The sequence below is a fragment of the Streptomyces sp. NPDC005494 genome (genome assembly GCF_042872025.1).
Lineage (GTDB): Bacteria > Actinomycetota > Actinomycetes > Streptomycetales > Streptomycetaceae > Streptomyces.
Genome location: NZ_JBIAJR010000009.1, coordinates 139,687 through 165,917, shown reverse-complemented (window position 1 = coordinate 165,917; position 26,231 = coordinate 139,687). Strand labels below are relative to the sequence as shown.

Annotated in this window: 23 protein-coding genes; 5 read left to right on the top strand and 18 right to left on the bottom strand. The window is 69.6% G+C overall.

The window, feature by feature from the left end; translation table 11 throughout:
- Positions 1 to 34: 34 nt before the first annotated feature.
- The 6 genes from ACFYQ6_RS25150 to ACFYQ6_RS25125 form a co-directional block, all read right to left on the bottom strand.
- A complete protein-coding gene (locus ACFYQ6_RS25150) occupies positions 35 to 991 on the bottom strand; it encodes a WYL domain-containing protein (protein ID WP_361574579.1) in 957 nt (318 codons plus the stop codon).
- 15 nt (positions 992 to 1,006) lie between these two features.
- Positions 1,007 to 1,960, bottom strand: a complete 954-nt coding sequence (locus ACFYQ6_RS25145; protein ID WP_361574582.1) for a WYL domain-containing protein — start codon at positions 1,958 to 1,960, stop codon at positions 1,007 to 1,009.
- A 115-nt stretch (positions 1,961 to 2,075) separates the two neighbouring features.
- Positions 2,076 to 2,450, bottom strand: a complete 375-nt coding sequence (locus ACFYQ6_RS25140) for an FKBP-type peptidyl-prolyl cis-trans isomerase (protein ID WP_356740094.1) — start codon at positions 2,448 to 2,450, stop codon at positions 2,076 to 2,078.
- Positions 2,451 to 2,492: 42 nt separating this feature from the next.
- Positions 2,493 to 3,428: an FKBP-type peptidyl-prolyl cis-trans isomerase gene (locus tag ACFYQ6_RS25135; RefSeq protein ID WP_361574586.1), complete on the bottom strand. Its 936-nt coding sequence runs from the start codon at positions 3,426 to 3,428 to the stop codon at positions 2,493 to 2,495.
- Positions 3,429 to 3,549: 121 nt separating this feature from the next.
- Complete coding sequence (gene pafA, locus ACFYQ6_RS25130; RefSeq protein ID WP_099178033.1) at positions 3,550 to 4,911, bottom strand: Pup--protein ligase; 1,362 nt, start codon at positions 4,909 to 4,911, stop codon at positions 3,550 to 3,552.
- Between the two features lie 9 nt (positions 4,912 to 4,920).
- Positions 4,921 to 6,180 carry an MFS transporter gene (locus tag ACFYQ6_RS25125; protein WP_361574590.1) on the bottom strand — a complete coding sequence of 420 codons (1,260 nt, stop codon included), beginning with the start codon at positions 6,178 to 6,180 and terminating at the stop codon, positions 4,921 to 4,923.
- Between the two features lie 128 nt (positions 6,181 to 6,308).
- Here ACFYQ6_RS25125 and ACFYQ6_RS25120 point away from each other — a divergent pair, with 128 nt between their 5' ends.
- Positions 6,309 to 7,337, top strand: a complete 1,029-nt coding sequence (locus tag ACFYQ6_RS25120; protein ID WP_361574593.1) for a LacI family DNA-binding transcriptional regulator — start codon at positions 6,309 to 6,311, stop codon at positions 7,335 to 7,337.
- Between the two features lie 50 nt (positions 7,338 to 7,387).
- On the opposite strand, the gene prcA is transcribed toward ACFYQ6_RS25120, so the two are convergent.
- The 6 genes from prcA to arc form a co-directional block, all read right to left on the bottom strand.
- A complete protein-coding gene (prcA, locus tag ACFYQ6_RS25115; protein WP_361574598.1) occupies positions 7,388 to 8,227 on the bottom strand; it encodes a proteasome subunit alpha in 840 nt (279 codons plus the stop codon).
- Between the two features lie 55 nt (positions 8,228 to 8,282).
- Positions 8,283 to 9,128 (bottom strand): proteasome subunit beta, encoded by an 846-nt coding sequence (prcB, locus tag ACFYQ6_RS25110; RefSeq protein ID WP_361574601.1) that lies wholly within the window; start codon positions 9,126 to 9,128, stop codon positions 8,283 to 8,285.
- Positions 9,080 to 9,685, bottom strand: coding sequence for an endonuclease VII domain-containing protein (locus ACFYQ6_RS25105; protein ID WP_361574604.1), 606 nt, complete (start codon positions 9,683 to 9,685; stop codon positions 9,080 to 9,082). Before ACFYQ6_RS25105 ends, prcB begins: the two co-directional genes overlap by 49 nt.
- 6 nt (positions 9,686 to 9,691) lie before the next feature.
- The gene (locus tag ACFYQ6_RS25100) at positions 9,692 to 9,910 is read right to left on the bottom strand and encodes a ubiquitin-like protein Pup (protein WP_361574607.1); all 219 of its coding nucleotides are present in this window, start codon (positions 9,908 to 9,910) and stop codon (positions 9,692 to 9,694) included.
- Between the two features lie 120 nt (positions 9,911 to 10,030).
- The gene (gene dop, locus ACFYQ6_RS25095) at positions 10,031 to 11,542 is read right to left on the bottom strand and encodes a depupylase/deamidase Dop (protein WP_361574610.1); all 1,512 of its coding nucleotides are present in this window, start codon (positions 11,540 to 11,542) and stop codon (positions 10,031 to 10,033) included.
- A gap of 234 nt (positions 11,543 to 11,776) precedes the next feature.
- A complete protein-coding gene (gene arc, locus ACFYQ6_RS25090) occupies positions 11,777 to 13,543 on the bottom strand; it encodes a proteasome ATPase (protein ID WP_361574613.1) in 1,767 nt (588 codons plus the stop codon).
- 240 nt (positions 13,544 to 13,783) lie between these two features.
- Here arc and ACFYQ6_RS25085 point away from each other — a divergent pair, with 240 nt between their 5' ends.
- The gene (locus ACFYQ6_RS25085; RefSeq protein ID WP_361574616.1) at positions 13,784 to 14,095 is read left to right on the top strand and encodes a ferredoxin; all 312 of its coding nucleotides are present in this window, start codon (positions 13,784 to 13,786) and stop codon (positions 14,093 to 14,095) included.
- A gap of 4 nt (positions 14,096 to 14,099) precedes the next feature.
- Here the strand turns inward: ACFYQ6_RS25085 and ACFYQ6_RS25080 are convergent, their stop codons facing one another.
- The 3 genes from ACFYQ6_RS25080 to ACFYQ6_RS25070 all read right to left on the bottom strand — a co-directional run bounded on the left by ACFYQ6_RS25080 (position 14,100) and on the right by ACFYQ6_RS25070 (position 17,093).
- Complete coding sequence (locus ACFYQ6_RS25080; RefSeq protein WP_361574619.1) at positions 14,100 to 14,696, bottom strand: hypothetical protein; 597 nt, start codon at positions 14,694 to 14,696, stop codon at positions 14,100 to 14,102.
- Positions 14,697 to 14,892: 196 nt separating this feature from the next.
- Complete coding sequence (locus ACFYQ6_RS25075; RefSeq protein ID WP_145806550.1) at positions 14,893 to 15,801, bottom strand: tRNA (adenine-N1)-methyltransferase; 909 nt, start codon at positions 15,799 to 15,801, stop codon at positions 14,893 to 14,895.
- A gap of 41 nt (positions 15,802 to 15,842) precedes the next feature.
- A complete protein-coding gene (locus ACFYQ6_RS25070) occupies positions 15,843 to 17,093 on the bottom strand; it encodes a site-2 protease family protein (protein WP_361574959.1) in 1,251 nt (416 codons plus the stop codon).
- Between the two features lie 170 nt (positions 17,094 to 17,263).
- Between ACFYQ6_RS25070 and ACFYQ6_RS25065 the strand changes: the two genes are divergently transcribed.
- Both ACFYQ6_RS25065 and ACFYQ6_RS25060 read left to right on the top strand, forming a co-directional pair.
- Positions 17,264 to 18,109 (top strand): PD-(D/E)XK nuclease family protein, encoded by an 846-nt coding sequence (locus tag ACFYQ6_RS25065; RefSeq protein WP_361574962.1) that lies wholly within the window; start codon positions 17,264 to 17,266, stop codon positions 18,107 to 18,109.
- 9 nt (positions 18,110 to 18,118) lie between these two features.
- Positions 18,119 to 18,790 carry a response regulator transcription factor gene (locus tag ACFYQ6_RS25060; protein WP_145806554.1) on the top strand — a complete coding sequence of 224 codons (672 nt, stop codon included), beginning with the start codon at positions 18,119 to 18,121 and terminating at the stop codon, positions 18,788 to 18,790.
- Positions 18,791 to 18,923: 133 nt separating this feature from the next.
- Here ACFYQ6_RS25060 and ACFYQ6_RS25055 read toward each other — a convergent pair whose 3' ends face one another.
- The 3 genes from ACFYQ6_RS25055 to metH form a co-directional block, all read right to left on the bottom strand.
- Positions 18,924 to 20,516: an ABC transporter substrate-binding protein gene (locus ACFYQ6_RS25055; RefSeq protein ID WP_361574965.1), complete on the bottom strand. Its 1,593-nt coding sequence runs from the start codon at positions 20,514 to 20,516 to the stop codon at positions 18,924 to 18,926.
- 332 nt (positions 20,517 to 20,848) lie between these two features.
- On the bottom strand, positions 20,849 to 21,547 hold the full coding sequence (locus tag ACFYQ6_RS25050; protein ID WP_361574623.1) for an HAD family phosphatase: 699 nt from the start codon (positions 21,545 to 21,547) through the stop codon (positions 20,849 to 20,851).
- Between the two features lie 139 nt (positions 21,548 to 21,686).
- Positions 21,687 to 25,199 carry a methionine synthase gene (metH, locus tag ACFYQ6_RS25045; protein ID WP_388765016.1) on the bottom strand — a complete coding sequence of 1,171 codons (3,513 nt, stop codon included), beginning with the start codon at positions 25,197 to 25,199 and terminating at the stop codon, positions 21,687 to 21,689.
- A 240-nt stretch (positions 25,200 to 25,439) separates the two neighbouring features.
- Between metH and ACFYQ6_RS25040 the strand changes: the two genes are divergently transcribed.
- Complete coding sequence (locus ACFYQ6_RS25040) at positions 25,440 to 26,204, top strand: IclR family transcriptional regulator (RefSeq protein WP_361574628.1); 765 nt, start codon at positions 25,440 to 25,442, stop codon at positions 26,202 to 26,204.
- Positions 26,205 to 26,231: the final 27 nt, after the last annotated feature.

Here is a 26,231-nt window from a genome sequence, read left to right as displayed (position 1 = left end):
GTCTCTGTCTCCTCGGTGCACCTGCGGCCGCCGTTCAGAGCGCGCCGTCGTAGGCGGCCAGAGCCTCACGCGCAGCGAGCCGGGCGCTCTCGGCCAGCTCCTCGGGGGCGGTGATGCGTCCTTCGCCGCCCAGGCGCAGGGCGAGTCTGCGCAGGGAGGCCGGGTCGGGGGTGCGCAGGGTGATCCGCAAGCCACCGTCGGGCAGCTCCTCCGCACTGTCGTGAGGGTAGTACTCGGCCACCCACCGCCCGCCGGGACCGACCTCGACCACGACCTCCGGGTCCTCGGCGGCAGGCTGCACCAGCCCTTCGGAGAGGTCGCGCAGTTCCAGCTCGGGCGGGGCCGAGGGGGCGTCGAGCAGCCTGATCTCGGCGACCCGGTCGAGCCGGAACGTACGCCGGGCCTCGGTGAGCCGGCACCAGCCCTCCATGTAGGTGTGGCCGACGGCGAAGAGCCGGATCGGGTCCACCTCGCGCTCGGTCAGCTCGTCGCGGGCGGGCGAGTAGTAGCGCAGCCAGAGCCGGCGTCGCTCGGAGATCGCCCGGTCCACGTCGGCGAAGACGCCGCCCTCCGACTCGAAGGTGACCGAGAGCCTCGAACTGGCGGCCCCCACCTCCCCGGCAGCCGTCTCCAGCTTCGCGGTCGCGCGCACGAGCGCCTGCCGGTCGCTCTCGCGCAGGCCAGGGAGCGTGGCGACGGCCCGGGCGGCGACGAGCAGGGCGGTCGCCTCGTCGGCGGCGAGCCGCAGCGGCTCCGCGACGTCGTCCGGGTTGTGCCACCAGATCCGGTCACCGTCGGTGTCGATGTCCAACAGGTCCCCGCCGCGGAAGCTGGTGCCGCACATCGGCAGGACGTCGAGGTCGGAGATCAGCTCGTCCTCGGTGATCCCGAAGGCCCGGGCCACGTCCTGCACGTGCGCGCCGGGGCGCTCGCGCAGGTACGTCACCAGGGAGAGCATCCGCCGGGTCTGGTCGATCGCGTTCGTGGCCACGAGTACGTCTCCCCCTCAGTCCTTGGCCACGGCGCGCAGCCGGTCCATCACATCGGCCCGCAGATCCGCGGGCTCGCTCACGATCACGTCCGCCCCGAACTCCACGAGCCAGGCATCCAGCCCGTGTCCGTACGGAATCTCCAGCTCGTCCCAGCCGTCACCGAGTTCCCGTACCGATATCGCGCGGGAACGCAGGGGGTAGCCGGCGCCGGTACGCAGCCTGATGCGGGCGGTCCTGGTGGCGGTCTCACCGGCCCAGCTCTCGACCGTCTCCCGTACGGTGACGACATCCGGGACCGCGGCGGTGAACGCGCCCGCGCGGGAGCGGACCTTCCCCGAGATCCGGGAGAGCCTGAAGACCCGCTCGGCGCCCCGCTCCCGGTCCCAGCCGGCCAGATACCAGTGGCCGCGCCAGCACTCGAGCGTCCAGGGTTCGACCTGACGCTGCTCGGGCCGGGCGGCGTTGCCCTTGCGGTAGTCGAAGGTGACCGGGCGGCGGTCCCGGCAGGCGAGCATCAGAGGTTCGAACGCGGCCTCGTGGACCGGGATGCGGGGTTCGAGGGCGCTGTGCACCTCGTACGCGTCCTCGGCCTCCGGCATGCCCGCGGCGCGCAGCTTCTGCAGGGCGCCACTGGCGGCCCCGGCGAGCCGGGCCTGCTGCCAGACCTTGGCGGCCAGCCCGAGGGCCGCGGCCTCCTCGGCGTCCAGCGTGATGGGGGGCAGCCGGTTGCTGTCACGGCGCGCGAGATAGCCGGTGTCGCCGTCCAGGTTCTCCACGGTCTCGATGACCAGGCCGAGTTCGCGCAGGTCGTCCTTGTCGCGCTCGAACATCCGGTTGAAGGATTCGTCGGAGCCCGCCTCCAGGTAGGCCTCGATCGACCCACGGAGTTCGCGCTTGCTGAGCGGGCGCCGGGTACCCAGCAGACACAGTGCCAGGTTCATCAGCCGTTCGGCCTTGGCAATCGCCATCGACGCCCTTTCTCGACGTGCTCCTTGACCGTCGACCGTACCGCCCCGGGGTGTCCGGACCAAAGCGAGGGCCCGCGCCTTGCGGCGCGGGCCCTGGCTGCTGTAGACGGACGGATCAGACGCCGACGAGGTCGCAGACGAAGATCAGCGTCTCGCCCGGCGCGATGGCGCCGCCGCCCGCGCCGCGGTCGCCGTAGGCGAGGTGGGCGGGGATCGTCAGCTGACGACGGCCGCCGACCTTCATGCCCTGGACACCCTTGTCCCAGCCCGCGATGACCTGACCGGCACCGAGCTGGAACTGCAGCGGGGTGCCGCGGTTCCACGAGGCGTCGAATTCCTCGCCGGTGGAGAACGCCACGCCCACGTAGTGGACGGAGACGGTCTGGCCTGCCTGGGCCACCGGGCCGTCGCCTTCCCAGATGTCCTTGATCTCCAGGTCGGCCGGCGGCTCGCCACCCGGGAAGTCGATCTCGGGCTTCTCGATGCTCACTGAACTGCTCCTCCTACGATGAACTGTGCAACCGGGACAGTCTTACATCTTTGCCAGGAGGTCCACGGCGAACACGAGAGTGGAGTTGGCCGGGACGGTCTGCTGCGCCTCGGAGCCGAAGCCCTGGTCCGGCGGGATGACGAGCAGAACACGGCTGCCGACCTTCTTGCCGACCAGGCCGTTCTTCAGGCCCTTGAGGGTGACCTGGGCCAGCGGGAAGGTCTGGGTCTTGCCCGCCTCGTAGGTGCTGTCGAAGGCCTTGCTGCCCTTCCAGAGCAGCCCCACGTAGTTCACGACGACGCTGTCGGTCTCCTTGATGACCTCACCCTTGGACTCGAGGATGTAGTTGGAGACCAGCTTCTTCGGCGGGTCGCTCTTGGGGATCGTGACCGTCGGCGCCTTGCCGTCCGTCTTGGTCCCGACCTTCGGCAGGTCGATGTTGTCCTGGGCGACCGGGGTGCCCTCGGCGGAGGCCGGGATCTGTGTGGCCTTCACGATGTCGACGACGAAGACCAGGGTGGCGTTGGGCTTGATGTCGCCCTGCCCCTGCTCGCCGTAACCGAGGTCCGGCGGAATGACCAGCTCGACGCGGCTGCCGACCTTCTGGCCCACGAGCCCCTTGTCCCAGCCCTGGATGACCATGCCCGCGCCCAGCGTCAGGTCGAAGGGCTGCTTGCGGTCGAAGCTGTTGTCGAACGGCTTGGTGGAATCCCACGCCTGTCCGAGGTAGTTCACCTGGATCGCGTCGCCGTTCTTGAGCTTCGCGCCGTCACCCTCACTGATGACTTCGGTCTTCAGTTCCTTGGGGGGGTCACCTTCGCCCTTCGCCAGAGTGGGCTTCTCGCCGAACTCGGCTCCCGCGGTGATCGCGGGCACGCCGTTCGTGGACGAGGCGGAGTCGGAGGCCTTGTCGTCGCCGCATGCCACCGCGGACAGCAGCAGAAGGGGGACAACGAGAAGGCCGGCAAGTCGGCGCACTGGTTCCTCAGATCTCAGACGACACGTGATTGGTCCCCGCCACTCTAGGCCGAGCGAAGGGCCCCGTACGAGGAACGTACGGGGCCCGGTCGCGCGAGGGGCGGGACGCGCACGTCCCGGATCACATGCCGGCGATCAGCTTCTCCACGCGGTCGTCGACGGAACGGAAGGGGTCCTTGCACAGCACGGTGCGCTGCGCCTGGTCGTTGAGCTTGAGGTGGACCCAGTCGACGGTGAAGTCCCGCCGCTGCTCCTGGGCCCGGCGGATGAAGTCGCCGCGCAGCCGCGCCCTGGTCGTCTGCGGGGGCACCGACTTGCCCTCGAAGATCTTCAGGTCGTTGCAGATGCGGGCGGCCTGGCCCTTGCGTTCCAGCAGGTAGTAGAGCCCGCGCCGCCGGTGGATGTCGTGGTAGGCGAGGTCTATCTGAGCGACCCTCGGGTTCGACATGGTCATGTTGTTCTTCGCCCGGTACCGCTCGATGAGCTTGTACTTCATGACCCAGTCGATCTCGGTGCCGATCCGGTCGAGGTCCTCGGCCTCGATGGCGTCGAGGGTGCGGCCCCACAGTTCGAGGACCTGGTCGACGGTGCCGGTGCGGATGCCACGGCGTTCGACGAAGTCGACGGCCTTCTCGTAGTACTCGCGCTGGACCTCGATGGCCGAGGCCTCCCGGCCGCTGGCGAGGCGCACCTTGCGCTGGCCCGTGATGTCGTGGCTGACCTCGCGGATGGCCCGGATCGGGTTCTCCAGGGTCAGGTCGCGCATCACCGTGCCCGCTTCGATCATGCGCAGCACGAGGTCGGTGGCGCCGACCTTGAGGAGCATGGTCGTCTCGGACATGTTGGAGTCACCGACGATGACGTGGAGGCGGCGGTACCGCTCCGCGTCGGCGTGCGGTTCGTCCCTGGTGTTGATGATCGGGCGGGAGCGCGTCGTCGCGGAGCTGACGCCCTCCCAGATGTGCTCGGCCCGCTGGCTGACGCAGTAGACGGCGCCGCGCGGCGTCTGCAGCACCTTGCCGGCGCCGCAGATGAGCTGACGGGTGACGAGGAACGGAATGAGGATGTCCGCGAGCCGGGAGAATTCCCCGTGCCGGGCCACGAGGTAGTTCTCGTGACATCCGTAGGAGTTTCCTGCCGAGTCGGTGTTGTTCTTGAAGAGATAGACGTCGCCCGCGATTCCCTCCTCGTGCAGGCGGCGTTCGGCGTCGACGAGCAGGCCCTCGAGAATGCGTTCGCCTGCCTTGTCGTGCGTGACCAGTTCGGTCACGTTGTCGCATTCGGGGGTTGCGTATTCCGGATGCGATCCCACGTCGAGGTACAGGCGGGCGCCGTTCCGCAGGAAGACATTGCTGCTGCGGCCCCATGACACAACACGGCGGAAGAGGTAGCGCGCCACTTCGTCAGGTGACAGTCGGCGCTGTCCCCTGAACGTGCACGTGACGCCGTACTCGTTCTCCAGCCCGAAAATGCGGCGGTCCATGACTGAACATTACGCCTTATGGCCTGAGCTGAAACCGGGTTCGGCAGCACCGTTTCGATCATTTTCCGAACCGGCCACAACCGCGGGCGTACGCCCGGGAGCTGCGAGGACCCTTCCGGTGGCCAGCAGAACCAGCAGCGCCGCCACTCCACCGGCCCCCGCGACGGCGAAACTCCACGCCGTCCCGCCGAGCTCGACGGCCGGTCCCGCCACCGCCGTTCCGGCCGCCGCGCCGACGCCGAAGGTGGTCACGAGCCAGGAGAACGCCTCGGTCACGGTCCCGCGCGGCGCGTGCCTGTCCACCACGATGAACGAACAGGCGATCGCCGGGGCGAGGAACACACCGGCCAGTGCCGCCAGCGCCGTCATGGCGGGCACCCCGGGCGTCAGCGTCAACGGCAGGTAGCCCAGGGCCAGCAGCGCGAGGATGACCCGCAGTCTCCGCTCGGGCGCTCCGGCCCACTGCCGCGCCCCGTACACCACGCCCCCGATCAGCGCGCCGAGGCCCAGCGCGGCCATCAGCCAGCCGTAGACGGACTCCCGGCCGTGGTCGTCGGCGTACGCGACCCCCGCCACCGTGATCGAGCCGAGGGCGAGCCCGACGAAGAAGAAGGCCCCCAGGAGGGCGAGCAGTCCGGGCGAGCGCAGCGCGCCCAGCCAGTGCGCCTCGCGGGGCTCGGAGCGCCAGGCCCTGGAGGGCTCGGACAGGACGACGGACAGGGCGCCCAGGACCCCGATGGCGTTGATGACCAGGAGAGCGGCGGCAGGGGACCACAGCGAGACCAGGACCGTGACGAGCAGCGGTCCGACGGTGAACATGATCTCCTGCGCGACGGCGTCCATGGCGTACGCGCGGTGCACCCGGTCCTCCCGGCCGAGGACTGTCGGCCACAGGGCGCGCAGGCCGCCCTCCAGCGGTGGCGTGAAGACACCGGCCACGACGACCGACGCGTAGGCGGCGGGCAGCGAACCGAGACCTGCCAGGGCGAGCGCGGCCATGCCGAGCGCGGACACCACCGCCGCGGGCAGCTGGACGAGCGGCTGGCCGTACAGGTCGACGGCCCGGCCCAGCAGGGGCTGGCCCACGGCCGTGGCGAGGCCGTACGCCGCGGCAAGTGCGCCGGCCAGGGTGTAGCTGCCGCCCTCGGCCCGGGTGAACAGGACGATCGCGATGTGGGCGGTGCCGTTGGGGAGCCGCCCCACCAGCGTTCCCGCGAGCAGCCGGGCGGCGTGCCGCGCCCGGAGGATGTCCAGATATCCCGCGGCCATGTCCGCCCCTCTCCCCCGCCGGCGTCACAGCCTCGGGGTTTTACGTATAACGTCGGCGTTCATACGTACCATGTGGACAGTCCGCGAGTCCATCCCACCGCACCTGACCGGCCAGCACGGAGGCACGAGTGAGCAGCGCGCAGCAGCCCGCCCCACCCCGGCCCACCAGCCGTGACGTGGCGAGGGCCGCGGGCGTCTCGCAGGCCACGGTCTCGCTGGTGCTCGGCGAGAAGTGGCGGGGCCGCGTGTCGTCGTCGACGGCCGACCGGGTCCGCGACAGCGCCAGGGAGCTCGGCTACCGGCCGAACCTCGCCGCCCGCAGCCTGCGGATGGGCCGCACCCGTACGGCCCTGCTCGTCGTCCCCGCGCTGACCAACGAGTTCTTCGCCCGCGTGTACACCGGTGCGGCCGCCGTGGCGGCCGAGCACGACTTCGGCGTGGTCCTCTACCCCTCCCCCGACGGCACCGGTCCCGCCCGGGACCCGTTCGCCTCCGCGCGCGCCGCACTCGACGGTGTGATCGCGTCCTCGATGGCCACCGGCGCTCTCGGTGCGCTCCGGGGCGCCGGTCTGCCGCTGGTGATGCTGGACAGCGACCCCGAGGACGGGGAGGCCGCCGCACGGGTGAACCTCGACATCGCGCACGGCATGCACCAGGTGGCCGGCCACCTCCTGGGACTCGGGCACCGCCGGATCGTCCATCTCGCCTCGGCGGTGGAGACCTGGACCTTCGCGGTGCGCGCCCGCGCGCTGCGGGAGGCCGTGCGGGAGGTGCCGGGGACCACCCTGCGCACGGTCACGGCCACGCTGGACGTCGGGGCGGGGCGCGAGGCGATGGAGGCGGTGCTGTCCGCCCTCGGCCCGCCGCCCACCGCGATCGTGTGCGACGACGACATCCTGGCCGCCGGCGCCTGCAAGGCTGCCCGCAGAAGGGGCCTGCGGGTCCCCGGCGACATCTCCGTGACGGGCTTCGACGACCTGGCGCTCGCCACGGCGGTCGAGCCCGAGCTCACCACCGTGCGCCTCCCGGCGGAGCAGGTCGGCGAGCGGGGTATGACGGCTCTGCTGGACGTCCTGGAGGGCCGCCCCGCGGCCCGTCACGACCTTCCCGTGCGCCTGGTGGTACGCGGCTCCACCGCGCCCCCGCCCACCGCATGACAGTGCCCCCGGAGGCGCGCCGAGCGTCCGGGGGCAAGGTCAGAGGTGATCTACTCCTTGGCGGACCCGTCCGTGTCCCCGGAGGGACTCTCGGGGCCCTTCGCCGGGGTGCCGTTCCCGGCGTCCGGCGTGGCGGTGCCTTCCGGCTCCTCCGTGTCGGACGGAGCGTCCGTCGGGGTGGCGCCCGCACCGTCCGCCTCCAGCAGGCGGGCCAGCTGCCGTCCGACGATCCGCTTGAACTTGCGCTGCTGCGGCCGCGTGCGGTCCAGGACCGCGACCTCGAGCCGCTCGGCGGGAATCTCCCGCTCGTTGCCGTTGGCCTCGCGGGACAGCGCCTGCACCGCCAGTTTCAGCGCCTCGGCGAGCGACATCCCGTCCCGGTGACGCTGGTCCAGGAAGCTGCTGATCTGCTCCGCGTTGCCACCGACCGCGACCGAGCCGTGCTCGTCCACGATCGAGCCGTCGTGCGGCAGCCGGTAGATCTGGTCGCCCTCGGGGCCGGCGCCCACCTCGGCGACCACCAGCTCCACCTCGTACGGCTTCTCGGCCGCGCTGGAGAAGATGGTGCCCAGCGTCTGCGCGTAGACGTTGGCCAGCCCACGCGCCGTCACGTCGTCGCGGTCGTAGGTGTAGCCGCGCAGATCGGCGTAGCGCACACCGCCGATCCGCAGGTTCTCGTACTCGTTGTACTTCCCGGCGGCGGCGAAGCCGATCCGGTCGTAGATCTCGCTGAACTTGTGCAGCGCGCGGGACGGGTTCTCGCCGACGAACACAATGCCGTCGGCGTACTGCAGCACAACCAGGCTGCGACCACGGGCGATGCCCTTGCGGGCGTATTCCGCCCGGTCGGCCATCGCCTGCTGGGGTGAGACATAGAACGGCGTCGACACCGGCTATCCGTCCCTTTCTGTCAGTGACGAGTGCGTCGGAGAGGCTTGGGACCGGTCAGAGCAGCGCGGCGCGGGGGCCGTCGGGCTGCTCCAGCCGGCGCTCCAGGATCGCGCGCGCGATCTCCGAGGATTCCGTGTCGTTCAGCTTGCGGAAGCCCTCGTCGGTGATGACGGTGACGATCGGGTAGATCCTGCGGGCCACGTCCGGGCCGCCGGTCGCCGAGTCGTCGTCGGCGGCGTCGTACAGCGCCTGCACGACCAGGGTGAGCGCCTGCTCCTCCGTCAGGTCGTCGCGGTACAGCTTCTTCATGGAGCCGCGGGCGAAGACCGAGCCGGAACCGGTGGCCGCGTAGCCGTGCTCCTCGGAGCGCCCGCCCGTGACGTCGTACGAGAAGATCCGGCCCTTCTCGCGGTCGAGGTCGTACCCCGCGAAGAGCGGGACGACCGCGAGGCCCTGCATGGCCATCGCCAGATTGCTGCGGATCATCGTGGAGAGCCGGTTGGCCTTGCCCTCCAGGGAGAGCGTGGCGCCCTCGACCTTCTCGAAGTGTTCCAGCTCCAGCTGGAACAGCTTGACCATCTCCACGGCCAGACCCGCCGTGCCGGCGATGCCCACCGCCGAGTACTCGTCGGCCGGGAAGACCTTCTCGATGTCGCGCTGCGCGATCATGTTGCCCATGGTGGCCCGCCGGTCACCGGCCAGCACCACTCCGCCGGGGAACGAGGCGGCCACGATGGTGGTGCCGTGCGGCGCCTCGATCGCGCCCTGCAGCGGCGGCAGACTGCGGTTGCCGGGCAGGATCTCGGGAGAGTGGTCGGACAGGAAGTCCATGAACGAGGACGAACCCGGCGTCAGGAAGGCAGCTGGTAGACGCCCGGTGCTACGAGTGTTGGCTTCCACGCGTTTCCCTCCAGGTATGCGATGGCCCTGCGCAAGGAGTCAGGATCATCTCCCAACTTGCCGATGGCCGAATTGCAGTTGAAGCACAGTACGCCTCGGACCCTACCCGTCCTGTGACAGTGATCCACATGAACGGCGGGCGCAGCTAGACAGATCGTGCAGACACCCGACTGCGACGAGACCATGGCGTCGCGCTGAGCCTCGGTCATGCCGTAGTGGCGCTTCAGATGACCTGCGCGTCCCTGAATGGCCTTGCATGCTTTACAGCGCGTCGCCGAGCCGTCGGTGGCAGTGGAGTTACGGTGCCACTCGCCGTGCGGCTTGACTTCTCCACACGTCCGGCACTCCTTGTGCCCCTGCGGAACGTCCACGCGCTGCCTTACCGGCTTGCCTTCAGCCTCCCGGCGGCGCCGGTAGTGCGCGGCCCCATAGGCAGCCACGCACCCCCGGCACCGAGGTTGAAGCCCGTCACGTCGGTTCTTGTCCGACGCGAAGGAGGGGAGTGGCAAGTTCCTCTTACAGCCGGAGCACCACTTCTCTTCGCCCGATTCGGACATTTTTTCTTACTGTCCGCCTTTTTGTACGAAGCTTCGAACAAAATCCTCGGCATTGGACTCGAGTACGTCGTCGATCTCGTCGAGGACGTCGTCCACGTCCTCGCTGAGCTTCTCCTGTCGCTCCGCGAGGTCCTCGGACGCCTGCGCTTCCTGCGCCTGCTCCTCGGTCTCCTCGGTGGAACGTGTGGCCTTCTGCTGTCCGCCGCCGGTGTCCTTGGTCGCCATGTAGCTCACCCCGCTCGGTTCGAAGCACTTGATCAGACCCTACCTACGGGGTCCGACATTGGCCCGGTACTTTCCTCAACGTCCGGAGGTCATCTCATTGATTCCCAGCCGGAGCGCCTTTCAGCCCCCTGTGAGCGTGCGGACCAGCTCTTCCGCGGTGCGGCAGCGGTCCAGGAGGTCCTTGACGTGACTACGTGTACCCCGCAGCGGTTCCATGGTGGGCACCCTCTGGAGGGAGTCACGGTCGGGCAGATCGAAGATCACGGAGTCCCAGGAGGCCGCGGCGACGTCGTCGGCGTACTGCTCGAGGCAGCGGCCCCGGAAATAGGCCCTGGTGTCCTCGGGCGGCTTCGTACGGGCCCGCTCGACGTCGGCCTCGTCCAGCAGGCGCTTGATCTTCCCGCGGGCCGCCAGGCGGTTGTACAGGCCCTTCTCGGCCCGCACGTCGGCGTACTGGAGGTCCACCAGGTGCAGCCGGGGGGCGTCCCAGTCCAGGCCGTCACGGCGCCGGTAGCCCTCCATGAGCTCCCGCTTGGCGATCCAGTCCAGCTCGCCCGACAGGCTCATCGGGTCGTTCTCCAGACGGTTCAGGGTGTCCTCCCAGCGGGCCAGGACGTCCTTGGTCTGCTCGTCGGCGTCGGCCCCGTACCGCTCCTCGACGTACTTGCGGCCGAGCTCGAAGTACTCCATCTGCAGCTGGACAGCGGTGAGTGTCCTGCCGCTGCGCAGTGTGACCAGCTGTTTCAGCGTCGGGTCGTGCGAGACCTGGTGCAGGGTGCGCACCGGCTGGTCGACGGCCAGGTCGACGTTGATGAAGCCGTCCTCGATCATGGCCAGGACCAGCGAGGTGGTGCCGAGCTTCAGGTAGGTCGAGATCTCGGAGAGGTTGGCGTCGCCGATGATGACGTGCAGCCTGCGGTACTTCTCCGCGTCGGAGTGGGGTTCGTCGCGGGTGTTGATGATGGGGCGCTTGAGGGTGGTCTCGAGGCCGACCTCGACCTCGAAGTAGTCGGCCCGCTGGCTGATCTGGAAGCCGTGCTCATGGCCGTCCTGGCCGATGCCGACCCGGCCCGCGCCGGTGACGACCTGGCGGGAGACGAAGAACGGGGTCAGGTGGCGCACGATGTCCGAGAACGGGGTCTCCCGCTTCATCAGGTAGTTCTCGTGCGTGCCGTAGGACGCGCCCTTGTTGTCGGTGTTGTTCTTGTAGAGATGGATCGGCTGGGCCCCGGGGATGGCTGCCGCCCTCTCGGCGGCCTCGGCCATCACCCGCTCGCCGGCCTTGTCCCAGAGCACCGCGTCCAGCGGATTGGTGATCTCGGGTGAGCTGTATTCGGGGTGCGCGTGGTCGACGTAGAGCCGCGCGCCGTTGGTGAGGATGACATTGGCCAGGCCGATGTCCTCGTCGGTGAGCTGGCTGGAGTCGGCGGTCTCACGGGCGAGGTCGAAGCCTCGCGCGTCCCGCAGCGGATTCTCCTCCTCGAAGTCCCAGCGGGCGCGGCGCGCCCGGTGCATCGCCGCCGCGTAGGCGTTGACGATCTGGGACGAGGTGAGCATGGCATTGGCGTTGGGTTGACCGGGGACGGAGATCCCGTACTCCGTCTCGATGCCCATTACTCGCCGTACGGTCATGCGGCCCTCCTTGCCCGGCGTCGCTCCCGTCCGGGAGCGGCGCTCACGTACCGCTGCTGGCCGGTACGCGTGCGGTGTCCGTACCCGCGCTGCGCGACTCGGCGGTACCGCAGAGCCTAGAGCGCCTCTGCGCCGGTGGGGAGATCAATTACGTCATTGTTCGGGTGTGGCCGGACTTCGGGGAAAACGGCCGGCTGCGGATGCCCTTCCGGGAATCCGCAGCCGGTCTGCGTTTTACAGGTACTGTCCGGTGTTTGCCACCGTGTCGATGGAGCGACCGGTGTCCGCGCCCTGCTTTCCGGTGACGAGTGTGCGGATGAACACGATCCGCTCGCCCTTCTTTCCGGAAATCCTGGCCCAGTCGTCCGGGTTCGTGGTGTTGGGCAGGTCCTCGTTCTCCTTGAACTCGTCCACGCATGCCTGGAGGAGGTGGGAGACGCGCAGGCCCTTCTGGCCCTGCTCGAGGAATGCCTTGATGGCCATTTTCTTCGCCCGGTCGACGATGTTCTGAATCATCGCTCCGGAGTTGAAGTCCTTGAAGTACAGGACTTCCTTGTCGCCGTTCGCGTAGGTGACCTCGAGGAAGCGGTTCTCCTCGGATTCCGTGTACATCCGCTCCACGACGGACTGGATCATCGCGTGGGCGGCCGCCTCCTTCGAGCCGGTGTGCTCGGCCAGGTCGTCCGAGTGCAGCGGCAGCGAGGGGGTGAGGTACTTCGCGAAGATGTCCTTCGCCGCCTCCGCGTCCGGACGCTCGATCTTGATCTTTACATCGAGACGGCCGGGCCGCAGGATCGCGGGGTCGATCATGTCCTCACGGTTGGAGGCACCGATGACGATGACGTTCTCCAGGCCCTCCACACCGTCGATCTCGGCGAGCAGCTGGGGGACGATGGTGTTCTCCACGTCCGAGCTGACACCGGAACCACGGGTGCGGAAGAGGGATTCCATCTCGTCGAAGAAGACGATGACGGGGGTGCCCTCGCTCGCCTTCTCCCGGGCACGCTGGAAGACGAGGCGGATGTGCCGCTCGGTCTCTCCGACGTACTTGTTGAGGAGCTCGGGCCCCTTGATGTTGAGGAAGTAGCTCTTCCCCGCGGGCTGTCCGGTGACCTCGGCGACCTTCTTGGCCAGCGAGTTGGCGACCGCCTTGGCGATGAGCGTCTTGCCGCAGCCCGGAGGGCCGTAGAGCAGGATGCCCTTCGGCGGGCGCAGTTCGTGCTCCTTGAAGAGGTCCGGGTGGAGGTACGGGAGCTCGACCGCGTCGCGGATCAGTTCGATCTGGTCGCCCAGACCGCCGATCTTGTTGTAGTCGATGTCCGGGACCTCTTCGAGAACGAGTTCCTCGACCTCGCTCTTGGGGACCACTTCGTAGACGTAGCCGGACCTGGGTTCGAGCAGCAGGGCGTCGCCGGGGCGGATGGTGATGTCCAGGAGAGGCTCGGCGAGCCGCACCACCCGTTCCTCGTCGGTGTGCCCGATGACCAGGGCGCGCTCGCCGTCCTCGAGGATCTCCTTGAGGGTGACGATGTCCCCGGCCCGCTCGAATTCCATGGCCTCGACCACGTTGAGCGCTTCGTTGAGCATGACTTCCTGGCCTCGCCGGAGGCCTTCCAGCTCGACGCTGGGGCTGACGTTCACCCGGAGCTTGCGGCCCCCGGTGAAGATGTCACAGGTGTCGTCCTCGTTGGCCTGCAGGAAGACACCGAAGCCGGCCGGCGGCTGCGCGAGCCGGTCGACCTCCTCCTTGAGGGCCACGATCTGGTCGCGGGCCTCCCGGAGTGTGCCGGCGAGCCGCTCGTTCTGCGCGGACACGCCTGCCAGGTTGGTCTGCAACTCGACGATCCGCTCTTCGAGAATCCTCGTATGACGCGGAGAGTCGGCGAGCTTACGTCGCAGGACGGCGATTTCCTGCTCGAGATAGGCAACCTGGCCGGCTGGGTCTTCTGACCCCCGCCCGGGCCGGATGCCGCGGTTGATGTCGTCGTCGTGGGCTGCCACGGTCCTCACCTCCTCCAAGGGGAGCTGGACGCTTCCTGACCCTACCTGGGTGGGTGATGATTGAAACCCCTAGATCACAAAGACCCGGGAGTCTGTCCGATCTTCACCCTTGCGCTCTCCCTCACGCCAGGGGAATACCCACCCTTCGGCACCGGAATGCAGCCGGTTGTATCGTCGAAGCGTTCAACACCCGTCAGGGCTGGCTTCAATTGGTGCAGACACGCAGGAACGGCAGGACACATGACCGTGCAGCAGGACGCTCCGGGCGACAGCGACACCCAGGATCTCGAGGTCTGGATCGACCAGGATCTCTGTACGGGCGACGGCATCTGCGTGCAGTACGCGCCCGAGGTGTTCGAGCTGGACATCGACGGTCTGGCGTACGTGAAGAGCGCGGACGACGAGCTCCTCCAGGACAAGGGCGCGACCACGCCGGTGCCGCTGCCGCTGCTCCAGGACGTGGTGGATTCGGCGAAGGAGTGCCCGGGCGACTGCATCCACGTGCGCCGCGTCGCGGACAACGTGGAGGTTTTCGGGCCGGACGCGGAGTGACCGCTCAGGCGGCCCGCGCGGCGCTCCCGCCGGAACCGGCGGACCTGACGAAGGCGTTGCCCTTCCACTGCCAGGTCGCGCTCTCCCGCTCGTCGGGGCAGCAGCGCGGTACGTCGATCGAGGAGTAGCCGAGCAGGGTCGCCGAGACCAGACCGTCGCGGACGGTGAAATCGGTCACCGTCAGCTTCTGGGCGGGGTCCACCAGGGTCGCCACGACCCGGGGTGTGGCCCCGCTCCGCTGTGTCAGGACGTAGATGCCCTGGGGCGGGGTGCCGGACCCCGCGGCGCAGTGGACGACCGCTACGGTCTCGGGTCCTCCGTCCCCGTCCAGGTCTCCGGAGGCGCTGTCGGCCACGGTGTGCCCCGAGGCGCCGCAGTCGAGCGGGAAGGCCGCGCCGGCCGGGTCGGGCGCCTTCGCGGGCGGGGCCGCGCCCTGCTGCGTGGTGACGCGGGGCTCGGACGCCGAGGCGGTCGCGGTGGCCGCCTCCGGCTGGAGCATTCCCGCGAGGGCGACGACGGCTGCCATCGCCGTGGCCGTCGCGAGCCAGTGCACCGGCTTGGCGTCGGTGTGCGCGAGGTCCGGGAGCGCGGAGGTCTGCACGCGGTATGTCTCCTGTGGTTCCTGGAGGGCCTGGGCAGGCGATGCCGAACGGGGTCGGCGGGCGGGGGTGGCCAGCATCGTGCCACACCTCACACCCGAGGGGAACGGCGGGGGCCGTCCCGGGCCACGGAAAGGCGCCGCCGGGCTCCCGGGTCGGTCCGGGGAACTCGGCGGCGGCGCCTGCGCGTTGTGACGGTCAGTCGCGGGCGGCCGAGCCGCTGCGGCTGCCGGGACCGTCGTAGTCCTCGCCGTAGGCACCCTTGGAGGGGCGGCGGCGGCGCAGCGGCGGTTCGACGCCGTCCGCGAGACGGCGGGCGGTGACGAGGAAGCCGGTGTGGCCGATCATCCGGTGGTCGGGCCGCACGGCCAGTCCCTCGACGTGCCAGTTGCGGATCATCGACTCCCAGGGCTGCGGTTCCGCGAAGCAGCCGATCTCGCGGATGGACTCGACGGTCCGCGAGAGCTGGGTCGTGGTCGCGACGTAGGCGCAGAGGATGCCGCCGGGCACGAGGGCCTTGGAGACGGCCTCCAGGCACTCCCAGGGGGCGAGCATGTCCAGGACGACGCGGTCGACGTCGGTGTCGGAGAGGTTGTCCTGGAGGTCGCCGACGGTGAGTTCCCACGCGGGGTGCGGCGAGCCGAAGTAGCGCTCGACGTTCTGCTGGGCGATCTCGGCGAAGTCCTCGCGGCGCTCGTAGGAGTGCAGCATGCCCTGCTCACCGATGGCGCGCAGCAGGAAGGTGCTGAGCGCTCCGGAGCCGACTCCCGCTTCCACGACGCGTGCGCCGGGGAAGATGTCGGCGAAGGCCAGGATCTGCCCCGCGTCCTTGGGGTAGACCACGGCGGCACCGCGGGGCATGGACAGGACGTAGTCGGGGAGCAGGGGGCGCAGCGCGAGGTAGGCGACGTTTCCCGTGGTACGGACAACACTGCCCTCGGGAGCACCGATCAGCTCGTCGTGCGGGAAAGAACCCTTGTGGGTGTGGAAGTTCTTTCCGGCCTCGAGCGTGAAGGTGTAGTGGCGTCCCTTGGGGTCGGTGAGCTGGACCTGGTCCCCGACTTTGAATGGGCCGCGACGGCGGGCGGCACCGGTCGGTTCGGACATGTGACCAGCCTACCGGTATTTCGTGAGCCGCTTTCCGGGTGTCAGGCGGAAGGCCGGGCCATGGCCTTGACGAACGCGTGCTCGACGTCGGCCGTGGACAGGACGCCGTAGATCTCCCCGGTCTCCTCGACGACCAGGTACTCGGTGGCCGGGGTGGCCTTCAGCCGGTCCAGGAGGGCTTCGCCCGCGAGTTCGGCGGGGACCTTCATGCCGTCGGTGAGGTCCTGGGCGAGGCTGCTGACGGCCACCCAGGGCCTGCGGTGTTCGGGGACGCCGGCGATGGCCGCCTCCCTGACGACACCCTTGGGGGTGCCCTGTCCGTCGACCACGACCAGAGCGCGGGCGCCCGCTTCGTTGGCCCGGCGCAGGGCCTCGGAGAGCGGGGTGGCGGACTCGACGGGGACGGCGCGCCGGGTGAGGGTGCGGGCCCGCAGGTCGGGGAGGTGCTCGCGCAGCCGCGCCATGCGCAGGCTGTTGCCGGCACCGGTCCAGATGATTCCGGCGAGGATCGCGGCGAGCAGGGCGTCCATGACGGTCTCCACGCCGCTGATCTCGCTGGTGGTGTTGCCGAGGGCGCCGGTGTGGGTGAGGAGGGGCAGGCCGATGAGCACCGTGACGGCCAGGCCCCTGCCGACCCAGGCGGCGGCGACGGTGCCGCTCATCGGCTTGCCCGTGATCTTCCATACGACCGCGCGGAGCATCCGGCCGCCGTCCAGGGGCAGACCGGGCAGCAGGTTGAACGCGGCGACGATGAGGTTGGAGATCATCAGGCCGGCGAGGAGCACACCGGGTACGGTCCCCGCCTCGACGAACTGCAGCGGGATGTAGAAGAGGCCACCGAGGACCAGGGAGAGCAGGGGCCCGACGAAGGCGAGGACGAATTCGCGGCCCGGGGTCTCGGACTCCTTCTCGATCTCGGAGACACCGCCGAAGAACTGGAGCTGGATGCGGCGCACGGGCAGCTTGTAGCGCAGCGCGGCGACGGTGTGGGCGAGCTCGTGGACCAGGACGGACGCGTAGAAGGCGATGGCGAAGAAGAGCGCCACCAGGTAGCGGGCCCCGCCGAGCTCGGGCAGGACCCGGTCGAGCTGGCCGCCGAAGACCCAGGTGATGAGGGCCGCGACGACGAACCAGCTGGGTGCCACGTAGACGGGCACGCCGAAGGGACGGCCCATGAGGAGGCCGCCGCCTGGATCTTCCGGGCGTCGCGGTTTGCCCTTGTCCGGTCCGGTGCCGGGGTCCGTTCCCCCTGCGCCGGGCTGCGGGCGCCCGCTGTCGCCGCTCTCGTCCACGGGGTCCCTTCGGTCGGTGGCGCGTGCCACGATCATGCTGTGCGCGAGCTCTGTGGTCGATGGTATGCCGCTGGATGTCGGTGGCGGGCCGTAGGGTCTGCGACATGACGTCCGTACCGCGCCCGCCTCAGCCACCCTCGTCCCTGTCGCCGTCGCGCGCGAGCGATTTCATGCAGTGCCCCCTGCTCTACCGCTTCCGGGTCATCGACAAACTGCCCGAGAAGCCCAGTGAGGCTGCTACCCGTGGCACGCTCGTGCATGCGGTGCTCGAGCGGCTCTTCGACGCCCCGGCGGTGGACCGTACGGCGCCGAGGGCCAAGGCGCTGATCCCCGGGCAGTGGGACCGGCTGCTGGAGTCGAAGCCCGAGCTGACGGAGCTCTTCGCGGGGGATCCGGAGGGCGAGCGGCTCGCGGGGTGGCTGGGCGAGGCGGAGCGGCTCGTGGAGCGGTGGTTCTCGCTGGAGGACCCGACCCGCCTGGAGCCGGCCGAGCGGGAGCTGTTCGTCGAGACGGAGCTGGACTCGGGGCTGCGGCTGCGTGGGGTGATCGACCGGATCGACGTGGCTCCCACGGGCGAGGTCCGCATCGTGGACTACAAGACGGGCAAGGCGCCGCGGCCGGAGTACGCCGAGGGCGCGCTGTTCCAGATGAAGTTCTACGCCCTGGTGATCTGGCGCCTGAAGAACGTGGTGCCGCGCCGGCTCCAGCTCGTCTATCTCGGCAGCGGCGACGTCCTGACGTACGACCCGGTGCCCGCCGACCTCGAACGGGTCGAGCGCAAGCTGCTGGCCCTGTGGGACGCGATCCGGCTGGCGACGGAGACGGGCGAGTGGCGGCCGAGGCCGACGAAGCTGTGCGGCTGGTGCGATCACCGGGCGGTCTGCCCCGAGTTCGGCGGGACTCCCCCGGTCTATCCCCTGTCGGTCCGCCCTGCGGAACCGGTGGAGGGTGTGCAGGGCAGAATGGAGCCGGTGCCGTCCGAGGCCGGCCAACCGGTGCCCCTCGAAGGCCCTTAAGGAGATTACGTGGCTATCCGCGTCCTGCTGGTCGATGACCAACCGCTGCTGCGCACGGGCTTCCGGATGATTCTGGAGGCGGAGGGCGACCTCGCGGTGGTCGGTGAGGCCGGTGACGGCCTGCAGGCCATCGACCAGGTGCGGGCCCTGCAGCCCGATGTCGTGCTCATGGACATCCGGATGCCGCGGATGGACGGTGTCGAGGCGACCCGCCAGATCACCGGCCCCGGCCGGGACGGTCCGGCGAAGGTCCTGGTCCTGACGACGTTCGACCTCGACGAGTACGTGGTCGAGGCGCTGCGCGCCGGAGCCAGCGGCTTCCTGCTGAAGGACGCGCCTGCCAACGAGCTGGTGCAGGCCATCCGGGTGGTGGCCGCGGGAGAGGCGATGCTGGCGCCGAGCATCACGCGCCGGCTGCTCGACAAGTACGCCGATCATCTGCCCTCGGGCGAGGAGCCCGTCCCGGACGCCCTGCACACCCTCACCGAGCGCGAGGTCGAGGTGCTGAAGCTGGTGGCGCGCGGCCTGTCCAACGCGGAGATCGCGGCCGACCTGTTCGTGAGCGAGACGACGGTCAAGACGCACGTGGGACATGTGCTGACGAAGCTGAGCCTGCGCGACCGTGTGCAGGCCGCCGTCTACGCCTACGAGAGCGGCCTGGTGCGCCCCGGGGCCCAGTGAGGCGAGGAGCGAGACCGGCGCGGGGGGGGGGGGGGGGGGCCCCGGCCCCCCGGGGGGGGGGGGGGGGGCGCGGGCCGGGGGGGGGGCGGGGGGCGGCCCCCCCGCCCCGCGCCGGTCTTGTGGGACGTCCGCGTCAGGAGTTGCCGCGGCCCAGCTCCCAGAGCTGGAGATCGGCCGAGGAGTTGACGGCCCATTCGACACCGGACAGCCCGTCCAGCGAGGCGACGTACTGCTTGCCCTGCCAGATGGGGAGCACGGGGACGTCGGTGGCAACGATGTCCTGGAGCTTCTCGAAGGCCGGCGACGCGGCGCTGCGGTCCGCCTCGCGACGGGACTGCGGGATGAGCGTCTTCTGCGCCTCGGCCGACTTGTACGGCGAGTTGAGGAAGTTGCCCTCGTCGAGGAACGGCGCGATGTAGGTGTCCGGGTCCGGGAAGTCGGGGAACCAGCCCATGCCGTACACCGCGTAGTCCCCCTTCTTCTGGGCCGGGCGGTACTTGGCCCACGGGGTGCCCTGGACGTCGACCTCGAAGAGCTTTGTGTTGTTGAGCTGCTCGGCCAGTGCCTCGAACTCGGTCTTGGTGGCGGGACCGTAGTGGTCCGTCGTGTAGTGCAGGGTGAACTTCACCGGCGTGCTGATGCCCGCCTTCTCCAGCATCCCTGCGGCCGTCTCCACACTGGGCTCGCCGTACTCGTTGTAGAACGAGTTGGTGTGGCTGGTGATGCCGGACGGAATCAGCGAGTACAGCGGCTCGGCGGTGCTGCCGTAGACCTTGCTCGCGATGGAACCGCGGTCGATGACCTGGGCCATGGCCTGGCGTACGGCCTTGTCCTTCACCACCGGGTCCTCGGTGTTGAAGGCCAGGTAGCTGATGGCGAGGCCGGGCATCTCGGTGAGCTTCACGCCCTCCTTCGGCTTCGCCAGCATCTGCTGGGCCTGCTCGGGCGACATGGTGCGCGTCATCATGTCGATCTTCTTCTCGTCGAGCGCCTTGCCCATCGCCGCGGCGTCGGGGAAGAGGTCAAGCTCGACCTTCTCGTTGTTGATCTTCAGATCGCCCTTGTACTTCGGGTTCTTGGTGAAGACCACCTTGACGACCTGGTCGCCCTCGACCTCCGGCTTCATCGTGTAGGGGCCGGAGCCGTCGACCTGGAAGCCCTCACGCGCCGACTTGGCCGGGTACTTGGCCTTCTGGACGATGCCGGCGGGCGGGGTGGCGAGCTTGTAGGGGAAGGTCGCGTCCGGGGTGCTCAGGTGGAAGACGACCTGGTTCTCGCCCTTGGTCTCGATCGTGTCGATGTTGGCGAGCAGACCGACCGGGCCGCTCTTGTCCTTGATGTCGATGACGCGCTGGATGGAGTACTTCACGTCCTCCGGGGTGACGGGGGTGCCGTCGGCGAACGTGAGGCCCTCGCGCAGCGTGCAGCGGTAGCTCTCGTTCTCCGTGTCCGTGAAGGCGCAGCTCTCGGCCGCCTCGGGGACCGGCTCCCCGCCGCCGCGCGGTATGTGGGTCAGGGTCTGCACGGTCTGGCGCAGCACGTTCCAGACGCCCGCCTCGTAGCCGATCGCCGGGTCGAGCGGGGCGGGGTTGTCCGCCGAGGCGATGAACTGGTCCGTCGTCCCGACCACGATGGCATCGCCCCCGTCGTCCGACCCACCACAGGCGGCGAGCACAGGCGCGAGCAGGCCGGCTACGGCCGGCAACACCAGCGTCTTGCGGTTCATCTGGACGTTCTCCCTCATTCCGGCATGTGAGAAAAACGAGATTAGTAGGCGCCGCAGGGGGACCTGACCGGTGCCGATCGCGGGCGTATCCACTCGGTGATCACCGATCACGGGTTGTCCATGTCGCGTCCGGGAATGTTTCGTGCACGACTCCACCAACCCGGACGTATGGGCGCCCAAAACGGACAGCCCGGTCGATCTTGAGGGGCGCCCGACGTCACATGGAGTGACGAACATCACGTCTGCATGCAGATGCAGTTATTGACATGGACCTGATTTGCGCGCGGGGGCGCATCGCCGGAAAGCCGCGCCCCCGCCGGGAAAACGCTTTCTCAGGCAGGGGTGATCAGGCCGCGCAGGAAGGCGAGATCCACCTGCTCCAGGGAGGGCACGACGGCTCTCCCGGGGGCGGGGGCGATGGGCGCCACGGAGGGTACGGCGACGACGCGGCAGCCTGCCGCCTCAGCCGCGGCGACGCCCGTCGCCGTGTCCTCGACGACCGCGCAGCGCCACGGGTCCGCCCCGAAGCCCGCCGCCGCCGCGAGATAGGGGTCGGGGTGCGGCTTGGTGCGGGTGACCTCGTCGCCCGCGATCGTGAGGGCGAAGTGGTGACGGCCGACCGAGTCCAGGACCCGGTCGATGATGCGCCTGTGGGAGGCGGAGACCAGAGCGGTGGGGACCTCGTGCGCCGCGAGCTCGGCGAGCAACCGGGCCGCCCCCGGCATCAGTGGCACCCCGTGCCCGATGCGCTCCTCGAAGCGGTCGTTGAGCAGCACCGTGAGCTTCTCGAGCGTGATGGCGGCGCCGGTGACCTCGATGAGGTATCCGGCACTGCGGGTCATCGGCCCGCCGACGACCACGTCCCGCCAGGCCTCGTCCAGCCGGTGCCCGAGGTCGGCGAAGACCTCGACCTCCACGTCCCACCAGAATCCTTCGGTGTCGACCAGGGTGCCGTCCATGTCGAGCAGGACAGCTTGCAGCGCCGACCCTTCGGCGGTACGGGTCAGGGACGCGGGGACCGTACTGGTCATCCGGCACACCTCCATGAGGGACGAGAAGGCCGGCCGTCTCCCCGGTGGGAACGACGACCGGCCTGCACTGGACCGACCATTCTACGACTCGTCCGCGTACGGCGCGCGAAGCGCCGCTCACCGCGCGTTGAACACCGGCTTACCGTGCGTTGAAGTACTTCGCCTCGGGGTGGTGGATGACGATGGCGTCCGTGGACTGCTCCGGGTGCAGCTGGAACTCCTCGGACAGGTGCACGCCGATCCGCTCGGGCTCCAGGAGCGTGGCGATCTTGGCCCGGTCCTCCAGGTCGGGGCAGGCCCCGTAACCCAGGGAGAAGCGCGCCCCGCGGTACTTCAGCGCGAACATGTCCTCGACGTCGGAGGGGTCCTCCCCCGCGAAGCCGAGCTCACTGCGGACGCGGGCGTGCCAGTACTCGGCGAGTGCCTCCGCCAGCTGCACGGACAGCCCGTGCAGCTCCAGGTAGTCGCGGTAGGAGTTCGACTCGAAGAGCTCCGCGGTGGCGCCGCCGATCCTGGATCCGACCGTGACGACCTGGAGCCCGATCACGTCCGTCTCCCCCGACTCCTCGGGGCGGAAGAAGTCCGCGAGGCACAGACGGCGGCCCCGGCGCTGGCGGGGGAAGGTGAAGCGGGTCCGCTCCGAGCCGTCCTCGTGCAGCAGGATCAGGTCGTCGCCCTTGGAGACGCAGGGGAAGTAGCCGTAGACGACGGCGGCTTCCAGCAGGTTCTCGGTGTGGAGCTTGTCGAGCCAGCCGCGCAGGTGCGGGCGGCCCTCGCGCTCCACGAGCTCCTCGTACGTGGGGCCGTCGCCGGCGCGGGCCTGCTTGAGACCCCACTGGCCCTTGAACAGGGCGCCTTCGTCCAGCCAGGACGCGTACTCCTTGAGCTGGATGCCCTTGACGACCCGGGTGCCCCAGAACGGCGGCTCGGGGACGGGGTTGGTGACGGAGACGTCGGACCGCACGCCGTCCTCCGGCTCCACGACCTCGGTCTGCGCGGTGTCCCGCTTGGGGACCCGGCGCTGCTTCAGCTCGGGGAGTACGGCGCCGGGGACACCGCGCTTGACCGCGACGAGCGCGTCCATCAGGCGCAGGCCCTCGAAAGCGTCGCGGGCGTAGCGGACCTCGCCCTCGTAGATCTCGTGCAGGTCCTGCTCCACGTAGGCCCGGGTGAGGGCCGCGCCGCCGAGGATCACCGGGTAGTCGGCCGCCAGCTTGCGCTGGTTCAGCTCCTCCAGGTTCTCCTTCATGATCACGGTGGACTTCACCAGCAGGCCCGACATCCCGATCACGTCGGCGCGGTGCTCCTCGGCGGCTTCCAGGATCGCGGAGACGGGCTGCTTGATGCCCAGGTTGACGACGTTGAAGCCGTTGTTGGACAGGATGATGTCGACGAGGTTCTTGCCGATGTCGTGGACGTCGCCCCGGACGGTGGCCAGCACGATGGTGCCCTTGCCCTCGGCGTCGGTCTTCTCCATGTGCGGTTCGAGGTAGGCCACCGCGGTCTTCATGACCTCGGCCGACTGCAGCACGAAGGGCAGCTGCATCTGACCGGAGCCGAAGAGCTCGCCGACGACCTTCATGCCCTCGAGGAGGGTGTTGTTGACGATGTCGAGGGCGGGCGTGGTCCCCAGTGCCTCGTCGAGGTCCGCCTCCAGCCCGTTCTTCTCGCCGTCGATGATGCGGCGCTGGAGCCTCTCGTCGAGCGGCAGGGCCTGGAGTTCCTCGGCCTTGCCCGCCTTCATCGACTTCATGTTGACGCCCTCGAAGAGCTCCATGAGCCGCTGGAGGGGGTCGTAGCCCTCTTCGCGCCGGTCGTGGATCAGGTCGAGTGCGACCTTGACCTGCTCCTCGTCCAGCCGGGCGATCGGAAGGATCTTGGAGGCGTGCACGATCGCGGAGTCCAGGCCCGCCTTCACGCACTCGTCCAGGAAGACGGAGTTCAGGACGACGCGGGCGGCCGGGTTCAGGCCGAAGGAGATGTTGGACAGGCCGAGCGTGGTCTGCACGTCGGGGTGGCGGCGCTTCAGCTCGCGGATGGCGCCGATCGTGGCGATCCCGTCCTTGCGGGACTCCTCCTGACCGGTACAGATCGTGAAGGTGAGGCAGTCGATGAGGATGTCCGCCTCGTGGATGCCCCAGTTGGTGGTGAGGTCCTCGATGAGCCGTTCCGCGATGGCGACCTTGTGCTCGACGGTGCGGGCCTGGCCCTCCTCGTCGATGGTCAGCGCGATCAGGGCGGCGCCGTGCTCGGCGGCCAGCCCGGCGACCTTCGCGAAGCGGGACTCGGGGCCGTCGCCGTCCTCGTAGTTGACGGAGTTCAGTACGGCCCGGCCGCCGAGCTTCTCCAGACCGGCGCGCAGGACGGGCACCTCGGTGGAGTCCAGCACGATCGGCAGCGTGGAGGCGGTGGCGAAGCGGCCGGCCAGCTCCTCCATGTCGGCGACGCCGTCGCGGCCCACGTAGTCGACGCAGAGGTCGAGCATGTGCGCGCCCTCGCGGATCTGGTCGCGGGCCATCTCCACGCAGTCGTCCCAGCGGGCCTCGAGCATGGCCTCGCGGAACTTCTTGGACCCGTTGGCGTTCGTACGCTCGCCGATCGCGAGGTACGAGGTGTCCTGGCGGAACGGCACGGTCTGGTAGAGCGAGGCTGCCCCCGGCTCGGGGCGGGGGTCCCGGGGGGTGAGCTCGGAGCCGCGGACCCGCTCGACGAGCTGCCTCAGGTGCTCCGGCGTCGTACCGCAGCAGCCGCCGACGAGGGAGAGGCCGTACTCCTGGACGAAGGTCTCCTGGGCTTCGGCCAGGCCTTCCGCGTCGAGCGGGAAGTGTGCGCCGTCCTTGGTGAGCACGGGCAGCCCGGCGTTCGGCATGCAGAGCAGCGGGATGCGGGAGTGGCGCGTGAGGTAGCGGAGGTGCTCGCTCATCTCGGCGGGGCCGGTCGAGCAGTTCAGGCCGATCATGTCGACACCGAGCGGTTCGAGCGCGGTCAGCGCGGCGCCGATCTCGGAGCCGAGCAGCATGGTGCCGGTCGTCTCGAAGGCGAGGGAGCACAGCACCAGGAGGTCGCTGCCCATGGCTTCCAGCGCGCGCCGCGCGCCCAGCACGGCGGCCTTGGTCTGCAGGAGGTCCTGGGTGGTCTCGATGATGAGGGCGTCGGCGCCGCCCGCGATGAGGCCCTCGGCGTTCTGCTGGAAGCCGTCGCGCAGGACGGTGTAGGGCGCGTGTCCGAGCGTCGGCAGCTTGGTGCCGGGCCCGATGGACCCGAGCACCCAGCGCTGCTGTCCCGTCTCCTCGGTGAACCGGTCGGCGACCTCGCGGGCGATGCGCGCGCCGGCCTCGGAGAGCTCGTGGATGCGGCCGGGGATGTCGTACTCACCCAGGGCGGAGGCGTTGGCCCCGAAGGTGTTGGTCTCGACGCAGTCCACGCCGACCGCGAAGTACTCCTCGTGCACCGAGCGGACGATGTCGGGCCGGGTGACGTTGAGGACCTCGTTGCACCCTTCGAGGTTCTGGAAGTCCTCGAGGGTGGGGTCCTGCGCCTGGAGCATGGTGCCCATGGCGCCGTCGGCCACCACCACCCGGGTGGCGAGCGCCTCACGGAGCGCTGCGGCTCGGTTCCGGCTGTCGGCTGTGGGGGTCGGCGACGAGGCCATGGATGTTCTCCCTGGGATGCGACGGCTGTCGGCTTTGCGCCCTTCTGCAGAGGGGGCACGCGGCCAGCGTAGCCGGGAGGCGACCGGGGCGGTCGCCGTGTCCCACGGGGCGGACTGCATGCTGTGCGGGGAACGGGCCCACTCAGGGGTGTGACGCATAATCTTCGCGCCACCGGACAGAGGTCGGCATCGACCGATAGTGTTCAGCATTGTCGAACCGAGGTGGAGGAGTACGGCGCGATGGCGAAGAACATCCAGTCGCTCGAGCGGGCAGCGGCCATGCTGCGTCTGCTGGCAGGCGGCGAGCGTCGGCTCGGCCTGTCCGACATCGCGTCCTCGCTCGGCCTGGCCAAGGGCACCGCGCACGGCATCCTGCGCACGCTCCAGCACGAGGGCTTCGTGGAGCAGGACGCGGCGTCCGGCCGCTACCAGCTGGGGGCCGAACTGCTGCGGCTGGGGAACAGCTACCTGGACGTGCACGAGCTGCGGGCACGGGCGCTGGTGTGGACCGACGACCTGGCCCGGTCCAGCGGCGAGAGCGTGCACCTGGGCGTGCTGCACCAGCACGGCGTCCTGATCGTCCACCACGTCTTCCGGCCGGACGACAGTCGCCAGGTCCTCGAGGTCGGAGCCATGCAGCCGTTGCACTCCACCGCCCTGGGCAAGGTCCTCTCCGCGTACGATCCGGTCGCCCACAGCGAGGTCACCGAGGTGGAACGGCGGTCCTTCACGCCGCGCACCGTCACGGACGAGACGGAGTTCGAGTCCCTGCTCGACCTGATCAGGGCACAGGGCTGGGCCTCCGACGTGGAGGAGACCTGGGAGGGCGTGGCGGCGGTGGCGGCCCCGGTCCACGACCGGCGCAGGATGCCCGTCGGCGCCGTGGCGGTGACGGGTGCGGTGGAGCGTGTCTGCGCGGGGGGCGAGCTGCGCCCCGAACTGGTCGCGGCCGTCCGGGACTGCGCGCGCGCCGTCTCCCGGGACCTGGGCGCCGGACGCTTCTGAGCGCCTCCCCCTGTTCGGGCACCACGT